Consider the following 18,786-nt stretch of genomic DNA (forward strand, 5'->3'; position numbering starts at 1 on the left):
CGGCGGGCGCATCCTTATTTCTAAGAAAAGGTTTTTTACCGATGGTCTTGGCGGGGAATAAAGACTTCCTTCACCAGAATCAGTAGCGATGCGGCGACAGGAATCGCGATAAGCGCACCCAAGACGCCCCACAGCGCACCGCCTGCAGCGACAGCGATAATAGCGACACCGCCGGGAACCGAAACAGCCTTTGACATAATACGCGGCGAAATTACGTACGCCTCGATCTGCAGGTAAATGAAATAGGCGATCGCAAATGTGACAGACATTTGCCAGCCTTGCGTCAGAAGAATAAGAGACACCAGAACAAGCGCCGCTACGCCGCCAACTAATGGGATGAAGGCCAAAATCAAGACGAACACAGCCACAAGTTGAGGGAATGAGAACCCCAAGATAATCATGGTGATAAGCGCAAAGGTTGCGTTGAGAACAGCGACAACTCCCTGCCCCATCACATAGTTACCAACAGCACCCGTGATACGTTCGGTAAGTTCCTCAACACGTTCCCGTTTGGAAGCCGGAGCCAAACGCGACCCCCACGCCTTAATAGTGCGCATTGACGAGAGGAAATAGAGCGAGAGGAACAGCACAATAATAGTGCCGGTCAAAATCTGCGCAATTGTGGAACCCGCAGTAATTAGGTTGCTCATAAATCCGCCGACCGCAGAGCTTGATGTAAGAGACTCTAGGAACTTTGGAACGTTGTTATTAACCCAGTCGTTAACATGCAGAACGTCATCAATGCGTTTGAAAGTATCAGAATCGATGAAATCCTGATAAATAGCGGGTGCCCGATAGACAAAGCTGCTGGCCTGTGCGCTGATAATAGGCACAATCCACACCACAAGTCCGCTAATGATGGCTGCGAAGGAAAGAACCACAATCACCACACCGGCACTGCGTTTAACGCCGAAACTCTCAAGTTTACGAACAATGGGGTCAAGCCCAAGCGCGATGAAGATAGCGCCAGTGACCCAGCCGACAAGCGCGCCGACATTGGTAAAAGCGTAGTAAGCCAGCAGGGCCAGACCAACACCAACCGTCGTCAGGAAACCGAAAGATACAGGATTATGCAGCGGTGAGCTTTTCTCATAAATATGAAGTTCAGAAGCCTCATCGACTTTTGGAGCGATGCGGGGAGGAAGAGAAGCTTTGCGGCGTTGTGAGCGTGCCTGACTGATGCTATCGGTCAAATCGCTGATGGTACCCGTAATATGTGAAGTCAGGGATTCGCGCTTTGTAGACGATGCGGAACCGTCCTGTTCAAACATGTGTTCTTCCTGCTCCGGCTTTTTCCGCGGAACCCGGGGAACTGGGGGAGGAGTCTGCTGGGCTTGCGGATTCGAGCTATCGGACATAGTCTGCCTTTCATAAAGCTTACCTGGCTATTCTACCGGGCATCTCTGAAAACTGTATGCGCTCGCAACATTCTTGAGGCAGAAAGCTACCGAGTAAGCCTATCTGAAATTTCGCGCACCTCGAACGATTGCTGAGAATCCTGTAAAACAGCGGGTCGCGCGGGATAATTAGGGAGTACGTTAAATTTCTCTGAGGCTCGCAAAGGATTCTCGATGACAATTCCTCCCACCCCGAACCAACTGCCAACAAACCCCCAAAGCTCAGCAGAACAAATTCCCGCGTCGGTACGTAGCGCTCCAGTGCTTGGCGGTCACGATATCAGTACTTCTACACCCACTGCAGCACAAAGCAATTCGGCGAAAAGCTGGCGTTTCGATGTTGCAACACCTGAAGATTTTCAGAAGTACGTACAACTGTCTACTCAAGGCGCCGTGATCTTTGGGCTATATGCCCCGCATTCTCCAGCGTCGCTTGAAATGCTAGACGCCGTCGAAAACCTAGTCAATGCGGCGGAAGGTGCGATGCTGCTTGCCGCCGTCGATATTACGAAACTTCCGGAGGCTGCCCAAGCGTTTGGCATGGACGGCGTACCGGCAGGTGTGGCCGTTATCGCCGGTCGCCCGGCCCCTCTTTATAACGGTCAGATCAGTCCGCAGGATCTGTCAGAAATGCTGAAGCAGGTCTTGCAGGTTGCTGCGCAGTATCAGCTTCCCGGTGGATTTGAGCCTGCTCCTTCGGATGAGGAAGAGAAAACCCTGCCGCCGCTGCACGCTAAAGCACTGGAGGCCCTTGATGAACGCGACTATGAAGGAGCACGAGCCGCATATCGCGAGGCTTTGACAGAGAACCCGGGCGACCATGATGCTAAAGTTGGGCTTGCTCAGGTTGATTTATTAGCTCGTGTGGCAGATTTGGATCTTGCCCAAGAGCGTGAAGCGGCGGCATCCGACGCTCTCAATATTGAGGCTGCCTTTAACGTTGCCGATCTTGACGTTATAGGCGGGCATGTTGAAGATGCCTACGCACGACTGCTGCGACTTTTTAAATCTGTTTCTCCGGAAGATAAGAGCCGAGTACGTGAACGTCTTGTGCAGCTCTTTGACGTTGTAGGTGCTACAGATCCGCGAACAGTCAAAGCACGGGCTGAGCTGACGATGGCAATTTTCTAGACCCCACAGAATAGAGAATAAGGCGGGATGTTTGTATCTTATGGCGCATCCCGCCTTATCCACACCTTCAACGCGAAGGTAATAAAAATATTCTAGCAATCCTTATAGTTCATGCTTTAAAAAGTTTAGAGAATTATTGGTGATATAAGCCCAAAATATGGTTCTGAAGTATTCCCAAACTGGTACCGTTGTATGTATGAAAGAACACAATTTTGTGCCTGGGACGGCACCTGAAGACTACGGCTATTCACCAGAGAATACACAAGCTGGTACACCGACGTATGATGTCGGTCAGTCAATGACCGATCAGAGTTATGCAAACGCACAGCCGGGGAGCTTGCCTCAAGTCGCCCGTGAGGCTCTTAGTCACCAACCTGGTGCGCACCTTGTTAATGCCATCGAAATTCATGGTTTGACGAAGGCATTCGGTATGACAGTTGCCGTTAATCGCATTAATCTTGCTATTCCTACCGGCTCTTTTTACGGTTTGGTAGGGCGCAACGGTGCCGGTAAGACGACGACTATCTCAATGGTTTCTGGTATGCTGCAGCCCACCGAAGGCGTGGCATTGATTAAGGGAACCGATATGTGGCAGAACCCTTTGGAAGCCAAAAAGCACTTGGGCGTTCTGCCGGATGGCGTGCACCTTTTCGATAAACTCACAGGTGAACAGCTTATTACCTATTCGGGGTACCTGCATGGTCTCGAACGTGACACTGTCGCCGAACGTACCAAGGATCTTCTGCAGGCTATGGATTTAACCGATGCAGCAGGTCGCGCGGTCGCCGACTATTCAGCAGGTATGACTAAGAAGATCGCCCTCGCAGCAGCGCTGATTCACGCCCCTTCAGTCTTGATCTTGGATGAGCCCTTTGAAGCGGTTGATCCGGTTTCAGCGGCTAATATTCAGGATATCCTCAAAGGATTCGTCGCCTCAGGCGGAACAGTTATTCTCTCCTCGCATGTCATGGACTTGGTGCAGCGTTTATGCGATCACGTCGCCATTATGGATGAGGGACGGATTCTCGCTGCAGGTACGGTTGATGAAGTGCGTGGGGAATCTACTTTGGAAGAACGTTTCATACAGCTCGTGGGCGGACGCACCACCTCGGAAGGACTATCATGGTTGCGCACCTCGTCTCACTAAAATGGCGGTATGTGCTTGCTTCGCTCAAACGTAGTGTGTGGGCGATTATTGGTATTGCCTTTGGCGCCCTATATCTGCTTGGCACACTGACTGGTTTGGGATTCGCTTATGTTGGTTTAGGGATTGATGGTAGTTTAGATGGTCCTGCACTCGCCCTATTCCTCGGGTTTCTTGTATCTCTTGGCTGGGCTCTTATCCCCATTGTCTGGACTGGCCTAGACGGAACCCTTGATGAAAGCCGCTTCGTGTTATTCCCGCTAGAGGCTAAGACGCTGCAGAAGGGGCAATTCTTCGGTGGGTTTATAGGTCTTCCAGGTATAGCGACGATTATCCTAATCCTTCTGGGAACCCTCGGATTTATTGGTAATCCTGTGGGATTAGCAGCCTATCTGCTGAGCATAGTGTTGGGGCTGGCTTTGCTGATGACAGTGGCGCGCCTTGCCAATCAGCTTGGCGTTTATTTGAATGCTAACCCCCGTATTGATCTGATCTTCAAGATTATTCTGGGCGTGCTGTTGGTAAGCTCGGGCTTTATCTTCAGTGGAGCTATATTCTATGTGATAGATCATTTCCAGGAGATCGCTCAGAACGTTCAATGGTTGGGGTATACGCCTTTCGGGTCTGCTTTTGCGATTGCATACCATGTGGCGGCGGGTAACTGGGCTCTAGCAGGTCTAAGTCTGGTACTTTCCCTCATATACCTGGGTGGTGCTTGGGTATTGTGGGGTCGTAGCCTCGAACGCTCAATGCGTAATGTCAGCGGTGAACAAAAACGGGGCAAGGCTAAGAACCTGACGGCAGGAGATATTGGTATTTTTGCGAGGTTCCCAAACACTGGTTGGGGCGCTGTGGCCGCACGTACCATTCATAGCTACTTCAAAGATACGCGCATGACTTTGCTGATCGCCATGACTGCCATGCTCTATGTACTCTTTGCTCTCGTGATGCCGCTCTTCACGGGCAGCATGGGGTCTCGTGGTGCGACGACGGGAATCCAGCTCGCTAATTCCGGGGCTGGACCTGAAACGCTCTTCGGGTTCTGGGTTTATTTCTGCAATGTCTTCACAGGATTCTACATAGCGTATATGGTCTCGTACGATAACACGGCTTTTAGTCTGCATGTGCTCTCGCCTCTGCGTGGGCGTGATGATAGGCTCGGGCGTGCACTCGGACATTCCATCGTAATGCTGCCGATCGTCGTGGTGATGTTCTTTATTATGTGCGCTGTCCACGGGCTTATAGCCTATTACCCGGTCGTGCTTTTGCATCAGCTGGGAGTCTACGCAGGAACCGTAGGGTTCGGATTGATGCTTGATACAGTGCTTTCACCGCCGGTCGCGCCTCCTGGAGCCAACCCCTTCAAAACGCCTAAGCAGCCAGACGGCTTCGCGAAGCAGCTTTTGCTGATGGGCAGCATGATTATCTGCATGCTGATCGCTCTTCCCGGTGGGATTGGCTCGTTCATCTACATGGTCGGTGGCAAGGATGACATGGTACTGATTATCTCCGGCGTTATCCAGCTGGTTATCGGCGCTGCACTATTCATTATTGGAATTTCTGCAGGTGGTAAACTCTACGATCGCCATAGCTCGATGATGCTTCAGCGGGTTGCAAAGTTCAATACGAACTAGAGCCTATATAGAGAATATGGGGCGGTGTTATGGGGCAGTTACACGTATGTTTCCAAGCGTCGCCCTTATTCTCTATGGAATAACTATGCTTCCCTTCCCGTTGTTACACTAGTCTCTACAATAGAACTAATAGCACTAAGACGGCGAGAACATACTTGGAGGATAGAACATGAGCTCCATTGAAGGCGTTGAAGATCCCTTCGGTCCCGAGACTGCGGGCGGTACCGCATTACTTGAGCGGGAAGAAGCCCAGCTTTCTGAGCCGGGCGACCATGAACGCTTCTCGCATTATGTGCGTAAGGAAAAAATCATGGAATCCGCCCTTACCGGTGAACCCGTTCGCGCGCTGTGCGGTAAGGTGTGGACTCCTGGACGCGATCCGCAAAAATTCCCAGTCTGCCCAACCTGCAAAGAAATCTACGAGGGTCTTAAGCCTGGTAAAGATAATTCGGATAACGGCGACAAATAACGGAAGTTTCGCTCCGGAATATGCAGAAGTATGTGCCTGTATCCCCAGCATGGGGGTGCAGGCACATACTTTATTTTTGGGCTCAAACAGACTTCGCACCGGGCAAAATAATTAAGCGAACCCTCGCGGACGTATCACGACACGGTGGTAGAATTTATAACCTGTGTTTCTGCAGGAGCCTTTGTACACGGGAAATACTGAAGCAGAGGTAAACCAGAGAAAATATGGGGGAGAAGAGCATGAGCGAGTACGAAGAGCCTACATTGTTTGACAGCATGGTTAAGCCAAAGCTCTCCCCGGCATACCCTGACCGTGCACCCTGGGGTACTTCCGTCAGTCTGCGTGCCTGGCAGGCCGAGGCGATGAAAAAATATTTTGAGACGAACCCTCGGGACTTTATGGCTGTAGCAACCCCTGGTGCGGGCAAGACAACCTTTGCTCTCACCTTGGCACGCGAACTCTTCGATCGCGGGGTTGTGCGAAAACTTACCGTGGTAGCACCCACCGACCACCTCAAGAAACAGTGGGCGGATGCCGCCGCTAAGGTCGGTATTCCGATCGATCCCAATTTCAAAAACGCCGATGTTCACGTTGGACGCCAGTACAAGGGCGTAGCGCTCACATATTCGCAGGTTGCTAATAAGCCGCAGCTGCACGCCCGAAATACCGAAAATGACAAGACTCTTGTTATCTTCGACGAAATCCACCATGCAGGTGATGCTTTATCATGGGGCGATGGTCTGCGGGAGGCTTTCGATGAGGCCACACGCCGCCTTGCGCTGACCGGTACACCATTCCGATCTGATGCCTCACCTATCCCATTTGTTACCTATGAGCAAGACCATGAAGGTATTCGTCGATCGCGTGCCGATTACTCCTATGGTTATGGCCCCGCGCTGAAAGACCATGTGGTGCGGCCAGTTATTTTCATGGCATATTCCGGACAAATGCGCTGGCGGACCTCCGCCGGAGAAGAAATGGCGGCGAATCTAGGGGAAGGATTCACTAAAGATATTACCGCCCAGGCATGGCGCACCGCACTTGATCCTCAGGGTGAGTGGATTCCCACAGTGCTCTCTGCGGCCGATAAACGACTCACCGAAGTGCGCCGCACTGTTCCTGACGCGGGAGCTCTCGTCATCGCAACTGACCACGCTGATGCCAAAGCCTATGCCGAAAAACTGCACAAGATCACGGGGGAGAAGCCGACCGTAGTACTTTCTGACGATCGTGAAGCATCCGCTAAAATCGACGATTTTCGTGAAAGCAACAAGCGGTGGATGGTCGCGGTACGCATGGTATCCGAAGGGGTGGACGTACCCCGCTTGGCGGTGGGTGTGTATGCTACCAGCACCAGCACACCTCTCTTTTTCGCACAGGCGATCGGTCGTTTTGTGCGAGCCCGTAAACGTGGGGAAACCGCATCTGTCTTTCTGCCGTCTGTGCCGCAGCTGATGATGCTTGCCAATGATATGGAAGTTGAGCGTGACCACGCCCTCGACCGCCATACCACCGACGACGATATCGATCCAATGGCTGAAGGGCTGGACGATGAAGCGCTCGAAGAAGCAAACCGCGAGGAACGCGCTTCCGAACAACTAACGCGCGGTAAATTCGAGGCGATTGGTTCGCAAGCTTCCTTCCACGGCGTGCTCTTCGATGGCTCCGAATTTTCGTCGGGTGGTCTGGAGATCGGTTCGGAAGAAGAACAAGACTTCCTTGGTATTCCCGGTCTGCTGGATGCCGACCAGGTGGGTACTCTACTTCGTGCACGTCAGCGTGAACACGCATCCCGTCGCCCAGCGACAGCAGCTCCCGCAATTGTGGACCACCGCCAGCTTAAAGAGATGCGCAATAAACTGGCGAAAAACGTGGCGGCCTGGTCTATCCGTTCAGGCAAACCACACGGCGTTATCCATAATGAGCTGCGTAAAATTTGCGGTGGTCCCGCAGTTGCGCAGGCATCGGCGGAGCAAATTCAGGCTCGCCTGGATAAATTGGCGGATTGGTTCGTGGGCAGGAGCTTGTAGAATAATCTCTCGCCTGGCTAAAGCGCTTCTGTGACGGTAATACCGTCATCCTCCATGTCGGCGATAACATCATCCAGTTTGTCTTCATGAACCGGCGCCGTGAGGTCAATCAGCACGCGAGTTTCGTACCCGGCATCTACTGCATCCTTTGCCGTCGCTAGTACACAGAAGTCGGTCGCGATCCCGACAATATCAACATCTTTAACATCATGTTCGTCGAGCCAATCGGCAAGCGGGGTGTTGGGTGCCTCATCTTCCAACGATGCTTCGGGATCGTGCTCACCGGTCATCACGGAATCTTCGGCAGCTTGAAGACCCTCGAAGCCCGAATATGCCGCCTCATACTTGCCTTTGCGGAAATATGCTTCGATATAGTCGGTATCAAGATTCGGGTGAATCTCTGCCCCCTCGGTGTTGGCGACGCAGTGTACAGGCCAGGAATTCACATAATCTGGATTTTCTGAGAAATGATCGCCCGGGTCAATGTGCCAGTCTTGAGTTGCCACAATGGCATCGTACTGGTGATGGTGTTCCTCAACGTATTCGCTAATTAGCGATGCCACGTTGGCGCCTTGCTGTGTTGCAAGGGCTCCGCCAGGGCAGAAATCATTTTGAACATCGACAATAATAAGCGCTTTTGCCATGTGTATAGTCCCTTTCTTGGCAATATCTGGATGGGCTGTGGCTAGATGAATTCAGTAGGAATAACGGGTTCGCCTTCTGAAAGGCGACGAGCGGATTCGGGAAGTTCCGCTAGGGATGCGCTATGTCGTTCGGTTGCGTTGCGTACCGCCTCCTCGCCAGTAAAACCGGGCAGGAGCTCGCCAGAAACCACAAAATCGCGAATAAGGTCGCGAGTATTTTCGAGGGCAGCGGGGTTGTTCCCCGTTCCGATAAGCTCGGCAGTAGCGATACCCAAGGAATTGTGGCGGCGCGCAGCTTGCTTTGCACCACCTAGAGAACGTTTGCCAGCAGAGGTTTTAGCGACGGGTTCCAGCTCGCCAGCAGTATTTTCACGTTCCACCAGCTTGTACACCATTGCGGAGGTAGGCGCACCGGAACCGGTCACTAGCCTGGTGCCCACACCGTAGGAATCTACTGGCGCGGCGGCTAAGGAAGCGATAGCGTATTCGTCAAGATCACTTGTCACTGTAATCTTGGTGTTGTGGTTGCCCAGAGAATCGAGAAGTTCACGCACGCGCTGCGCTGATGCCACCAGATCACCTGAGTCTAGGCGGACTCCGCCGAGCTCTTCGCCCGCGAGTTCCACGCCAAGGCGTACCGCATTCTCGACATCATAGGTATCAGCAAGAAGGGTCGTGCGTGCCCCTAACGATTGCAGTTGCGCTTCAAAGGCTTCACGCTCAGAGTCGTAAAGAAGGGTAAAGGCGTGGGCGCTGGTACCGAGAGTGTGAAGCCCATAGCGCCTGCCCGCTTCCAGGTTAGATGTTGCAGTGAAGCCTGCAATAGCAGCGGCACGTGCCGCCGATACAGCGGCACGTTCGTGCGCACGGCGCGAGCCCATCTCAATACAGGGACGGTGGCCCGCCGCCGCAGTCATACGTGATGCGGCAGATGCAACAGCTGAATCATAGTTCAAGATAGACAGCAGGTAGGTTTCTAAGACGCAGGCTTCTGCGAAAGTTGCTTCGACCTGTACAACGGGGGAGTGTGGAAAGAAAATCTCTCCCTCGACATAGCCTCGAATATTGCCGGTAAACCTAAAGTTCTCAAGGTATTTTAGGGTTTGCGCATTCACAACATTGCGAGAGGCTAGAAAAGATAGATCTTCGTCATCGAAGCGGAAAGACTGAAGCCCTTCGAGAAAGCGTCCTGTACCTGCGAGCACGCCGTAGCGGCGGCCCGCGGGCAAGCGACGTGTAAAGACTTCAAAGGTACAGCGGCGATGCGCAGTTCCAGAGGCGAGCGCTGCCTGGAGCATCGTAAGTTCGTAATGGTCGGTTAGAAGCGAGGTAGTTGCCATATGTCTCATTTTAGTTGTCTGTTAGGCAGGTTACTACCTTTACGGGATGTGTTGTCCGCGACATAATGTAAATTTGACTTTAAGATATTTATGATTATTTGAACGGAATCAATCCCGCAGGAACAAAGCCCCCACGAGTATAATCTTATGCATGACCAACAAGCTCACCCATCTTTCCAACCACACTGTGACGGCTGTTCTTGCGACCGATACTCTAGATGCCACTGAGCTTGATGCGACGATTGACGAAAATCTTGAAACGCAGACGCCGTGGCAGGTAATCGTCTGGAACGATCCCGTTAATCTTATGACCTATGTTTCCTATGTTTTTCGCGCTCATTTCGGGTTTAGCCGTCGTCGTGCCGAGAAACTGATGCTCCAGGTGCACAATAATGGCAAGGCTGTTGTGTTCACCGGTAGTCGTGAGGATGCGGAAAAGCATACCCAGGCCATGCACGCGTGGGGTTTGATGGCGAGCTTTGAAAAGGCGGAGAACTAATTTATGGCGCAGGGTTTTCGACATACACCGCATGGCTATGCCGCTCGATTTGAGAAGGCTGAATTTGATCTTATTCGAGATCTAGCTGAAGACGTGATTGCTCTTCTGGAATCTCCGGATTCGGAAAATCATGATCCTCTTGAAGCTCTCATCGGTATTGTCGAGAATCCCAGCATCCCGGACGATCCAGCGGTGGCACGAGTACTGCCTGCAGGAAGTAGCGATCCTGAGGCGGCGCTGGAATATCGCCGGTACACTGAACAGGATTTACGCGCCACGAAGGTGGCAAATCTGAGTCTCCTCGCTTTCGATATTGAAGCGGGAGACATTGTGCTTAGTGATGAGCACGCGCATGCGTGGGCGTCTGCACTTAACGATATCCGTTTAGTCTTGGGAAGCCGTTTAGACATTATCGATGAAGAACGTGCAGACCAGGTGCACCATCTTACGGACTGGTCAAAGGTTGAGAACGATGACGATTATTTGGCGGTCGTGTACAACTTCGTGACCTGGGTACAGGACTCACTTATGGTTGCGATGCTCGATTCGATGGAAACCCCGCAGTCTTAGAAACGTGCTGATCAGAGACAAAATAAGCGCATCGCACGATGCCCTCCAGATTAACGGATCCAGTACCGCATGCGATATGAAACATCACTGCCCGAACCTTGATGTGGCTCATCCTATAGGGTGGTTTAGGACTCAGAGACGGCTATCTAGAACAGGACAGTATCTGTAACACCTTAGAATGAAAATAAAGTACATCATATGCTGAAGGAAAACAGGTAAAGTTCGTGAGCGATAACTTAGATACCTCAAATCCATATCGTACCCGCACCCCGTGGGGAACCCCCGCGCCACCGGCTGGTCCAACATCAAGCGCACCCATCGGAGTTTTTGACTCCGGGGTGGGTGGTCTGACCGTTGCGCGCGCTATTATGGATCAGTTGCCACATGAGCGCATTATTTATGTAGGCGACACCGCTCATGGACCTTACGGCCCGCTCAAAATTGCCGAGGTTCGTGCTAATGCCCTGCGCATTATGGATGAGCTTGTTGATTCCGGTGTAAAAATGCTGGTTATTGCGTGCAATACAGCATCTGCTGCCGTGCTTCGGGACGCACGCGAACGCTACACCCGCCACTACGGTATTCCCGTGATTGAGGTAATTCAGCCTGCCGCGCGTCGAGCACTAGCCGCGACCCGCAACCGTAAGATCGGGGTTATCGCCACAGAGGCAACGGTAACCTCACGCGCTTACGAAGATACATTTGCGATCGCCCCGAACCTTATGGTGCAGTCTGTCGCATGTCCTCGATTCGTCGAGTTCGTGGAGAAGGGCGTGACATCCGGACCCGAACTTTTGCGTACTGCCGAAGAATATCTGCAGCCCCTTAAAGATTCGGGAGTAGACACGTTGGTACTTGGCTGCACTCACTACCCTTTGCTGACGGGCATTATTTCCTACATCATGGGGGAGGACGTAACTCTTGTGTCTTCGGCAGATGAGACCGCCAAAGACGTTTATCGGGCACTTCTTACCGAGAATATTGAGAACCCTGACCTTGAAACGAATCCGCATCATGAATTCTTAGCGACCGGCGAATCTGAGACTTTCGAGAACCTAGCGCGCAGGTTCTTGGGCCCAGAAGTTCACAATGTGCGGCACACGGCATCTGTGGCAGAACGATTCCCTACAGGCTCTTTGGCGGCTCTTCCCGCACCAGCAGGCAGCGAAAAGGCCACTACGAAAGACTCCAACTCCGAAGAAGCCTCAGGACTGCCTTCCGTCACGATCGACTCAAGTCTTGCTGCTTTCACACACACCAAATAGGAAACACCCCGTATGCGCTTGACGATTATCGGCTGTACCGGCTCGTTTCCCGGACCAAATTCTCCGGCGAGCTGTTATCTGCTCTCAGCAACCGACTATGCTGGGCACACGTGGCGTGTGCTCATGGATATGGGCAACGGCTCACTAGGTGTACTTCAACGGTACATAGACCTGGCTGAGATTGACGCTATCCTGATATCGCATCTTCACCCTGACCATTGCATTGACCTCTCCGGTTTGCATGTCGCCGTGAAATGGGATCCCCGAGGCTGGCCCAAAGGCAGGATTCCTCTCTACGGACCTGCCGCCATTAACGAATATCTTTCGGCAACGCACGGGCTTGACCCAGACCCGGGCATGAGTACCGAGTTTGAATATCATACTTGGGACGAAGGACATAAAGTCGAAATCGGTCCTTTCACAGTTGAACCCTTTAGGGTGCTCCACCCCGCTAAAGATCCTTACGCGCTACGTATTACCTGCAATAGCCGGGACGGCAGAACACTTTTTGCATACTCCGGTGATACCGATACATGCGATGGGCTCATCAAAGCTGCCCGCGGTGCCGATCTTTTCCTGTGCGAAGCGGCGTATCAAGAAGGACGTGACGATGCGTTGCGCGGTATTCACCTGACCGGTAAGCGCGCCGGTGAAGCAGCTCAAGAAGCCGGGGTACGCAACCTTTTGTTAACGCACCTGCCCGTGTGGAATGACCCCGATATCGCCCGTGCCGAGGCACAAAGTGCATTCGACGGGCCGGTAGGCGTCGCCGAGGTTGCAGCAAGCTATCGCGTGCATCCTAGGCCAGCGCCCACGCATCCGCCAACCTCAACCCTGAACGTTATCGAACTGCTCGATCCACCTATGTCAAACATATCTCTTCCACCGGAAGAAGAGTAGGAGAACTATGACTTCTGTAGCTCGTGCCGACGGTCGTACCCTCAACGAACTGCGCCCCATCACCATCACTCGCGGATGGTCAAACCAAGCCGAAGGTTCGGCGCTGATAGAGTTCGGCGATACCCGGGTGCTGTGCACCGCATCCTTTACGGAAGGGGTGCCGCGCTGGCTTAAAGGAGAAGGAAAAGGCTGGGTGACCGCAGAGTACGCCATGCTTCCGCGTGCTACAGGAACCCGGTCTTCGCGTGAATCCGTCAAGGGAAAGATTGGCGGTCGTACACACGAAATTTCCCGTCTTATTGGGCGATCCCTGCGTGCCATTATCGATATGAACGCGTTGGGAGAAAATACCATTGTTCTGGATTGCGATGTTCTTCAGGCAGATGGCGGAACACGTACCGCTTCGATCACGGGTGCCTATGTAGCGCTCGCCGATTCTATCGCGTGGGCACAGCGTAATGGTCTGCTTTCACCCAGTGCTAAGCCTTTGAAAGACTCTGTGTCAGCTATTTCCGTGGGTATTATCGACGGTACTCCCATGCTTGATTTGCCCTATACCGAGGATGTGCGCGCTGAAACTGATATGAATGTGGTCGTGACCGGCTCTGGGAAATTTGTGGAGGTTCAGGGTACGGCAGAAGGCGCACCGTTTGACCGTGATGAGCTGAATGCTTTGCTCGATCTTGCTTTAGAAGGCACCGCCGAACTTGCTCGGATACAGCGTGAATCTCTTGAAGAGGGGTAATACTTTTATGGTTAAGGTTGTCTTAGCGAGTCGCAATCAAGGTAAGCTGCGCGAACTTCGCGAAATTTTGCGTAACCGTATTGTTGGGTTGAACGTGGATACCGATGTGGTCGATGCCGCCAGCATCAATGCCCCCGATGTTCCAGAGACCGGGGTAACATTTGCCGAGAATTCATTGCTCAAGGCACGTGCCGTGGCAGAATCTACAGGGTGTATCGCTATTGCCGATGATTCGGGTCTTTCCGTTGAGGTTCTTCACGGCGCTCCCGGCATTTTTTCGGCGCGCTGGGCGGGGGAGCATGGGGACGATACCGCGAATCTCACCCTGCTGTTGAAACAACTTTGTGATATCAGCGATGAACACCGTGCCGCTAAATTCTGCTGTGCCGCCTCCTTAGCTGTTCCTTCAGCGCTCGGTGGGTATGAAGCAGTTGAGTACGGCGAGCTTCCTGGAACGCTTTTGCACGCACCGCAGGGGGACGGCGGGTTTGGGTATGATCCTATTATGATGCCGGTGGAGCTTAATGGTGACAACGCGCTTTATGATGGAGCCTATGCGGACCAGTCGTGTGCCCAGATTCCGGCAGAGATCAAAAATTCAATAAGTCACCGAGCTCGTGCCTTTGAAGCATTAGTTCCGCATCTGCAGCAAGCTCTTGAGCATAAATAATCATGCGTCCTATGAGGTTCTTTCATAAAGACACATGATCGGAGTGTTTTAGCACATCAATCGGGTATGTACGACATCTTCTGAAGAAAGAACGTTGCGGTCATCTCTTTCTCAGCTTCGACCGTGAAGATCGTATAAAACGATTCTGGTACAAGGCACAATGGTAAGTAATATATACGGCAACAGATATGCTTTGAGGCCCTGATGATTGTTCTCTTTGCTGTAATGATTATTCTGCTGATTCCCGCGCTGTGGGCATACTCTTATATCTGGCGCGGGCTCAATCGGCGTGTTATCACCGCTGTTAAAGTAGTTGATCCAGTGATAACTCTCGGGCCCTATGCCATGGGATGCTGGGGGTTCTTAACAGCATGGGTGGGCATCAATATCTGGGCGACAGGTACCGCAGCACTGGTTGGAAGTATCGTAACTCTGAGCGGCGCAGCTTTATGCTTTCTCTGGGCAGGGTTTTGGGTCTTGATGCACTGTTTGGGCGGGCAAACCCCCGGTAAACGGCCCCTTTGGTGGCGCGAAGCAGTTGCCGCAAAATACGCATGGCGCAATCTGGAAAGGATGCCCGCCTACTTCGGTGGACGCACCAGCATTCTTCCGGTGCAGAACCCGCGCATCGTCAAACCCTATTCAGGATCATGGACTCGACCGGTGGGAGCAACTCTGGAAGGTTATCTGCCGGATGGAAAATCCCGTGAGGGTTTTGACGAATATGGGCGGCCTATGCCCCGTATGTACCCTGTAGGACCGGAACCAACTATTTTTGAAGTTGCACGCTGGGGCAAATCGGTAAGCGCCGATAGGTTGCTTTACACTTTTCTGCCTACAGCACCCTTTGAACGGTTACGTTTGGCCGGTACTATTTGCGGTCCGTTCACCTTTGCGGGAGAAGTTCCTCATGGAGCCGTCACCAAATGGCCGCGTCGTTCCGGCGCAAACCGCGCTTTTGGGAACTACGCCAAGCTGGGGGACATCACGGAACGTCGGGTAGAGCTCTTGATTGACCACCGCCTTATCGCGGCTTTGCAGACAACCCGTGAATGCTATGAGCGCCGACATAGCTGGATGCTCGCGTTCACCGATATTATGCCCAATGATCTTCTTTATTCCACGACCGACGATGGGTTCTTGCAGATTACCTTCGGTACCGTCGCTGAAGGATACGAGAAACCGTGGATTTTTACCTCGACGCAGAAAGATACCCCACGACTTCGCCGTCAAGTAGCGCGCGCCATGCGTGTGCGTAAGTTCCTGAAGCAGACAAGCGCCGAGCTGATGGACTGGTATTTTGTGCCTAAGATTAGCGAATTTCCGCACGGTCCTGTGACTAACGAACTGCCGGAAGAGTTCTATTTCTCGTCCAATATTATGGTGACTAATAGGCATGAAAGCTCGGCGCGGGCGACCGGCGAAACGCATTAGAAACTTCAAGGGTACGACTTCCTCCGTCAAGAAGAAGTCGTACCCTTGGTAATTTACTGGCGGATGTCACACCCTCGGGAATCTCGCCCTAAAGTCGTGACGTCTGATCGTCCCACAACAAGATGCCTTCAAGCCCTTTGAGCTTTTCTTCGTGGGCACGTCCGTGGTGACCGCAGAAGAACAGTTCACTCCCGGAAGGCAAGACCGCACGAATATATGCCTGAGAACCACACGCATCGCAACGGTCATGGGAATTCAACGTACGCGAATCAACAGATTCGAGAGTTGCATGAGCATTCACTGAAAATCTCCCTTACTGAAGTTCTCATAGGTTCCTAGAATTGTCGTAACTCTATCCAACCACACATACCCTCGGTGCCATACCTTCGCCCTGACCCTTTCGCTCTCAGCGTCCAGGATGGACTACACATGAAATGTCCGTGACGAGAGTGAACACAAGTTACCTGCGGTGCACGATAGAATAGACTTACGAAGAAAACCATTTCGAAAGGGAACATCTTGGCTGCCTCGAACTATACTGCCCGACACCTCTCGGTTCTCGAAGGTCTTGAAGCGGTGCGTAAGCGCCCGGGCATGTATATTGGTTCGACCGATTCCCGCGGTCTTATGCACTGCCTCTGGGAGATTATTGATAACTCTGTTGATGAGGCTCTTGCCGGTTACGGACAGTCAATTCAGATCATTCTCTACCGAGACGGTTCTGTTGAAGTACAGGACGACGGTCGCGGTATCCCTACCGATGTTGAGCCTCGAACCGGGCTTTCCGGGCTAGAGGTGGTTTTCACGAAACTCCATGCTGGCGGCAAATTTGGCGGCGGATCGTACACGGCATCGGGTGGTCTGCACGGTGTGGGCGCCTCGGTGGTGAACGCGCTTTCATCACGTCTTGACGTTCAGGTAGATCGCGGGTCAAAAACCTATCAGATGTCCTTTCGACATGGGCTACCGGGCGTGTTCGATTCCGGGCGCACTCCTAAGCCTGAAGACTCTTTTACTCCTGCAGATGAGAAACATCCTGCGCTTCAGATCGTAGGGCGCGCCAAGCGTGGTGTAACTGGAACCAGAGTACGGTATTGGGCTGATCCGCAGATTTTTACCCCGGATGCGCGTTTTAGCTACGAGGATTTGGTGGCACGTGCACGCCAAACTTCATTCCTTATTCCCGGGCTGCGCATTGCTATTCGAGACGAGCGGCGCATCCCTGGAACTCCGGGGGAGTTCGGCCCTTACGAAGAGGTCTTTCAGCATGACGGCGGCATTAGCGAGTTTGTTGAATTCCTGGCCCATGACTCTGCCGTGACCGATATTTGGCGTTTTAGCGGCAGAGGCTCTTTTACGGAAACCGTACCCGTTCTAGGCTCGGATGGGCGCTCTAAGCTCACCGAAGTTGACCGTGAGTGCGAGGTTGATATTGCTCTGCGCTGGGGCATTGGCTACGAGACGACAATCCGCAGCTTCGTCAATATTATTGCCACGCCCAAAGGCGGAACCCACGCCACGGGGTTTGAACAAGGACTTCTCAAAACATTCCGCAAGCATCTTGCCGACAACGCTCGAAAGTTTAAGGTTGGCAACGACAAGATCGAGAAAGACGATGCCCTCGCAGGTCTTACCGCCGTGTTGACGGTGCGCCTTGCGGAACCTCAATTCGAGGGGCAGACAAAGGAAATTCTGGGAACGCCGGCTGTGCGGCAGATCGTCTCTAAAGTAGTTGGTGATCAGCTCAAGGCTCGGCTGAACTCTACGGCACGCGCCGAGAAAGCACAGGCTGCAGCTCTGTGTGAAAAAGTTGTGTCTGAGATGAAAACCCGCATCTCAGCACGTATTCACAAGGAAACCCAGAGGCGCAAGACTGCCTTGGAATCTTCCTCAATGCCAACAAAACTTGTGGACTGCCGGTCAACAAACGTAGAGCATTCTGAGCTGTTTATTGTGGAGGGTGACTCTGCACTGGGTACCGCCCGCTTGGCGCGATCCTCGGCCTATCAGGCGCTTCTACCGATTCGCGGCAAGATTCTGAACACTCAGCGTGCCTCGGTAACAGATATGCTGGCGAACGCCGAATGCGCGGCCCTAATCCAGGTAATTGGTGCCGGTTCTGGGCGTACATTCGAGCTGGAGGCGGCACGCTACAGTAAAGTCATCATGATGACCGATGCCGATGTTGACGGTGCTCATATTCGTACCCTGCTTCTTACTCTCATGTACCGGTATATGCGCCCGCTCATCGAAGACGGTCGTGTATATGCGGCTGTACCACCACTGCATCGTGTAGAGGTTATTAACCGAGGTAAACCGAACGAGATGGTGTATACCTATTCAGAACGTCAGCTGCATGAACTGCTGAGTCAGCTGCAGGCTGAGGGTAAGGGCTATAAAGAGCCCATTCAGCGCTATAAAGGTTTGGGTGAGATGGATGCCGACCAACTTGCCGAAACTACGATGGATCCCCGGCATCGTATGCTACGCCGCATCCGAATTGAAGACGCGGAGGCAGCTGAGCAGGCTTTCTCGCTCCTGATGGGGGCGGAGGTTGCTCCGCGTAAGGAATTTATTATTGCTGGTGCGCATCAGCTCGATCAGGACAATATTGATATTTAGTTTGCACCTGTGAACAATCTGACGCAGGAGAGTTGAAGCCTCTTTTTGACAGATATTTGACGCTGCAAATATTGGTGATTATACTCACTGTGTCCTTCTTCATAAATCATGTATGACTATAAGAAAAAGGTGTCTCTCCTCATAATTTGGAGGAGTCACCTTAGTACGTGTAAATTGCTGACCTTCGATTTCTTGGAAAGTTTTAGGAAAGGCATCACCAAGGCGTGATGCTTATCTTGAAATTTCTCCCAATATCTACGGGTCAAAGCGCATAAAAATCAATAATTGTGTT

Annotated in this window: 17 protein-coding genes; 13 read left to right on the forward strand and 4 right to left on the reverse strand. The window is 52.4% G+C overall.

Annotated features, from left to right (window positions below):
* Positions 1-35: 35 nt before the first annotated feature.
* A complete protein-coding gene (locus HMPREF2625_RS07430) occupies positions 36-1,358 on the reverse strand; it encodes an AI-2E family transporter (RefSeq protein WP_246826745.1) in 1,323 nt (440 codons plus the stop codon).
* A 213-nt stretch (positions 1,359-1,571) separates the two neighbouring features.
* Between HMPREF2625_RS07430 and HMPREF2625_RS07435 the strand changes: the two genes are divergently transcribed.
* The 5 genes from HMPREF2625_RS07435 (at position 1,572) to HMPREF2625_RS07455 (ending at position 7,805) form a co-directional block, all read left to right on the forward strand.
* A complete protein-coding gene (locus tag HMPREF2625_RS07435) occupies positions 1,572-2,528 on the forward strand; it encodes a co-chaperone YbbN (protein WP_070523544.1) in 957 nt (318 codons plus the stop codon).
* 298 nt (positions 2,529-2,826) lie between these two features.
* Complete coding sequence (locus HMPREF2625_RS07440; RefSeq protein ID WP_004004448.1) at positions 2,827-3,675, forward strand: ABC transporter ATP-binding protein; 849 nt, start codon at positions 2,827-2,829, stop codon at positions 3,673-3,675.
* Positions 3,651-5,306, forward strand: a complete 1,656-nt coding sequence (locus tag HMPREF2625_RS07445) for a hypothetical protein (RefSeq protein WP_004004449.1) — start codon at positions 3,651-3,653, stop codon at positions 5,304-5,306. The genes HMPREF2625_RS07440 and HMPREF2625_RS07445 overlap by 25 nt, the downstream gene beginning before the upstream one ends.
* A 169-nt stretch (positions 5,307-5,475) precedes the next feature.
* Positions 5,476-5,775: a DUF3039 domain-containing protein gene (locus tag HMPREF2625_RS07450; protein ID WP_004004450.1), complete on the forward strand. Its 300-nt coding sequence runs from the start codon at positions 5,476-5,478 to the stop codon at positions 5,773-5,775.
* A 239-nt stretch (positions 5,776-6,014) separates the two neighbouring features.
* Complete coding sequence (locus HMPREF2625_RS07455) at positions 6,015-7,805, forward strand: DEAD/DEAH box helicase (RefSeq protein ID WP_204874836.1); 1,791 nt, start codon at positions 6,015-6,017, stop codon at positions 7,803-7,805.
* Positions 7,806-7,822: 17 nt separating this feature from the next.
* Here HMPREF2625_RS07455 and HMPREF2625_RS07460 read toward each other — a convergent pair whose 3' ends face one another.
* On the reverse strand, positions 7,823-8,449 hold the full coding sequence (locus HMPREF2625_RS07460) for an isochorismatase family protein (RefSeq protein WP_070523551.1): 627 nt from the start codon (positions 8,447-8,449) through the stop codon (positions 7,823-7,825).
* Between the two features lie 41 nt (positions 8,450-8,490).
* Entirely contained in the window at positions 8,491-9,798 is a 1,308-nt protein-coding gene (locus HMPREF2625_RS07465) for a nicotinate phosphoribosyltransferase (RefSeq protein ID WP_285840324.1), read from the reverse strand.
* Positions 9,799-9,940: 142 nt separating this feature from the next.
* Between HMPREF2625_RS07465 and clpS the strand changes: the two genes are divergently transcribed.
* The 7 genes from clpS to HMPREF2625_RS07500 all read left to right on the forward strand — a co-directional run bounded on the left by clpS (position 9,941) and on the right by HMPREF2625_RS07500 (position 15,872).
* Positions 9,941-10,288 carry an ATP-dependent Clp protease adapter ClpS gene (gene clpS, locus HMPREF2625_RS07470; protein WP_013398899.1) on the forward strand — a complete coding sequence of 116 codons (348 nt, stop codon included), beginning with the start codon at positions 9,941-9,943 and terminating at the stop codon, positions 10,286-10,288.
* A 3-nt stretch (positions 10,289-10,291) separates the two neighbouring features.
* Positions 10,292-10,858 (forward strand): DUF2017 domain-containing protein, encoded by a 567-nt coding sequence (locus tag HMPREF2625_RS07475; RefSeq protein ID WP_013398900.1) that lies wholly within the window; start codon positions 10,292-10,294, stop codon positions 10,856-10,858.
* Between the two features lie 224 nt (positions 10,859-11,082).
* Complete coding sequence (murI, locus tag HMPREF2625_RS07480) at positions 11,083-12,123, forward strand: glutamate racemase (RefSeq protein WP_070523554.1); 1,041 nt, start codon at positions 11,083-11,085, stop codon at positions 12,121-12,123.
* A gap of 12 nt (positions 12,124-12,135) precedes the next feature.
* Positions 12,136-13,023 (forward strand): MBL fold metallo-hydrolase, encoded by an 888-nt coding sequence (locus tag HMPREF2625_RS07485; protein ID WP_004004458.1) that lies wholly within the window; start codon positions 12,136-12,138, stop codon positions 13,021-13,023.
* A 7-nt stretch (positions 13,024-13,030) separates the two neighbouring features.
* Positions 13,031-13,768 carry a ribonuclease PH gene (gene rph, locus HMPREF2625_RS07490; protein ID WP_070523557.1) on the forward strand — a complete coding sequence of 246 codons (738 nt, stop codon included), beginning with the start codon at positions 13,031-13,033 and terminating at the stop codon, positions 13,766-13,768.
* A 7-nt stretch (positions 13,769-13,775) separates the two neighbouring features.
* Positions 13,776-14,438, forward strand: coding sequence for a non-canonical purine NTP pyrophosphatase (locus HMPREF2625_RS07495; RefSeq protein ID WP_070523560.1), 663 nt, complete (start codon positions 13,776-13,778; stop codon positions 14,436-14,438).
* Positions 14,439-14,642: 204 nt separating this feature from the next.
* Positions 14,643-15,872, forward strand: coding sequence for a peptidase E (locus HMPREF2625_RS07500; RefSeq protein ID WP_070523563.1), 1,230 nt, complete (start codon positions 14,643-14,645; stop codon positions 15,870-15,872).
* A gap of 88 nt (positions 15,873-15,960) precedes the next feature.
* Here HMPREF2625_RS07500 and HMPREF2625_RS07505 read toward each other — a convergent pair whose 3' ends face one another.
* A complete protein-coding gene (locus HMPREF2625_RS07505; protein ID WP_070523566.1) occupies positions 15,961-16,173 on the reverse strand; it encodes a DUF7455 domain-containing protein in 213 nt (70 codons plus the stop codon).
* Between the two features lie 218 nt (positions 16,174-16,391).
* Between HMPREF2625_RS07505 and HMPREF2625_RS07510 the strand changes: the two genes are divergently transcribed.
* A complete protein-coding gene (locus tag HMPREF2625_RS07510) occupies positions 16,392-18,494 on the forward strand; it encodes a DNA gyrase/topoisomerase IV subunit B (RefSeq protein WP_004004463.1) in 2,103 nt (700 codons plus the stop codon).
* Positions 18,495-18,786: the final 292 nt, after the last annotated feature.

The sequence above is a fragment of the Rothia sp. HMSC064D08 genome, assembly GCF_001809525.1.
GTDB classification, from domain to species: domain Bacteria; phylum Actinomycetota; class Actinomycetes; order Actinomycetales; family Micrococcaceae; genus Rothia; species Rothia dentocariosa.

Bases quoted from the DNA above. Each gene is read 5' to 3' on its own strand.
- HMPREF2625_RS07455 (WP_204874836.1), top strand. From the start codon at position 6,015: ATGAGCGAGTACGAAGAGCCTACATTGTTTGACAGCATGGTTAAGCCA.
- HMPREF2625_RS07460 (WP_070523551.1), bottom strand. From the start codon at position 8,449: ATGGCAAAAGCGCTTATTATTGTCGATGTTCAAAATGATTTCTGCCCT.
- HMPREF2625_RS07485 (WP_004004458.1), top strand. From the start codon at position 12,136: ATGCGCTTGACGATTATCGGCTGTACCGGCTCGTTTCCCGGACCAAAT.
- HMPREF2625_RS07495 (WP_070523560.1), top strand. From the start codon at position 13,776: ATGGTTAAGGTTGTCTTAGCGAGTCGCAATCAAGGTAAGCTGCGCGAA.
- rph (WP_070523557.1), top strand. From the start codon at position 13,031: ATGACTTCTGTAGCTCGTGCCGACGGTCGTACCCTCAACGAACTGCGC.
- clpS (WP_013398899.1), top strand. From the start codon at position 9,941: ATGACCAACAAGCTCACCCATCTTTCCAACCACACTGTGACGGCTGTT.
- HMPREF2625_RS07465 (WP_285840324.1), bottom strand. From the start codon at position 9,798: ATGAGACATATGGCAACTACCTCGCTTCTAACCGACCATTACGAACTT.
- HMPREF2625_RS07500 (WP_070523563.1), top strand. From the start codon at position 14,643: ATGATTGTTCTCTTTGCTGTAATGATTATTCTGCTGATTCCCGCGCTG.
- HMPREF2625_RS07440 (WP_004004448.1), top strand. From the start codon at position 2,827: ATGACCGATCAGAGTTATGCAAACGCACAGCCGGGGAGCTTGCCTCAA.
- HMPREF2625_RS07430 (WP_246826745.1), bottom strand. From the start codon at position 1,358: ATGTCCGATAGCTCGAATCCGCAAGCCCAGCAGACTCCTCCCCCAGTT.
- HMPREF2625_RS07450 (WP_004004450.1), top strand. From the start codon at position 5,476: ATGAGCTCCATTGAAGGCGTTGAAGATCCCTTCGGTCCCGAGACTGCG.
- HMPREF2625_RS07475 (WP_013398900.1), top strand. From the start codon at position 10,292: ATGGCGCAGGGTTTTCGACATACACCGCATGGCTATGCCGCTCGATTT.
- HMPREF2625_RS07445 (WP_004004449.1), top strand. From the start codon at position 3,651: ATGGTTGCGCACCTCGTCTCACTAAAATGGCGGTATGTGCTTGCTTCG.
- HMPREF2625_RS07435 (WP_070523544.1), top strand. From the start codon at position 1,572: ATGACAATTCCTCCCACCCCGAACCAACTGCCAACAAACCCCCAAAGC.